The following is a 678-nucleotide window of genomic DNA, read 5'->3' on the forward strand; positions in this document are numbered from 1 at the left end:
CCACCACAGTGCACCTCATGCGACACGGCGAAGTCTTCAACCCCGAGAAGATCCTCTACGGACGGATCCCGGGCTACCACCTCTCCGAGCTGGGGCACCAGATGGCCCAGCGCGTCGCCGACCACTTCTCGGCAGGGGACTTCGACATCACCGTCGTCACCGCGTCGCCGCTCCAGCGCGCGCAGGAGACCGCGACCCCGATCGCCGCAGGTCTCGGCCTCGAGCTCGGGACCGACGAGCGCCTCATCGAGGCGGGCAACTACTTCGAGGGCAAGACCTTCGGCGTGGGCGACGGGTCCCTGCGGCACCCCGAGCACTGGCCGCACCTCATCAACCCCTTCCGCCCGTCGTGGGGCGAGGCCTACAAGGAGCAGGTCGCGCGCATGCACGCAGCGGTCGAGACCGCCCGTCAGCAGGCCGAGGGGCACGAGGCCGTGCTCGTCAGCCACCAGCTGCCGATCTGGATCGCGCGCCAGGCCTTCGAGAACAAGCGGCTCTGGCACGACCCCCGCAAGCGTCAGTGCTCGCTCGCCTCGGTGACCTCGCTGCGCTTCGACGGCGACCGCCTCGTCGGCCTCCACTACACAGAGCCTGCGGCGGCCCTGCGGCCCGGAGCCTCGGGCGTCTCGGGAGCCTGACGGTCGTCCTCGTCAGGGAGGCCGGTCGCCCACGTCACAC

The 678-nt window shown here is 70.6% G+C and carries 1 protein-coding gene; it reads left to right on the top strand.

Going from position 1 to position 678, the window contains the following annotated elements; genetic code table 11:
* Positions 1-638: histidine phosphatase family protein (locus tag JWG43_RS17625; protein ID WP_205244262.1), on the top strand; the 638-nt coding region annotated here is incomplete at its 5' end.
* Between the last annotated feature and the right edge of the window lie 40 nt (positions 639-678).

The organism is Desulfobulbus alkaliphilus, assembly GCF_016918545.1.
Classification (GTDB): Bacteria; Desulfobacterota; Desulfobulbia; order Desulfobulbales; family Desulfobulbaceae; genus Desulfobulbus; species Desulfobulbus alkaliphilus.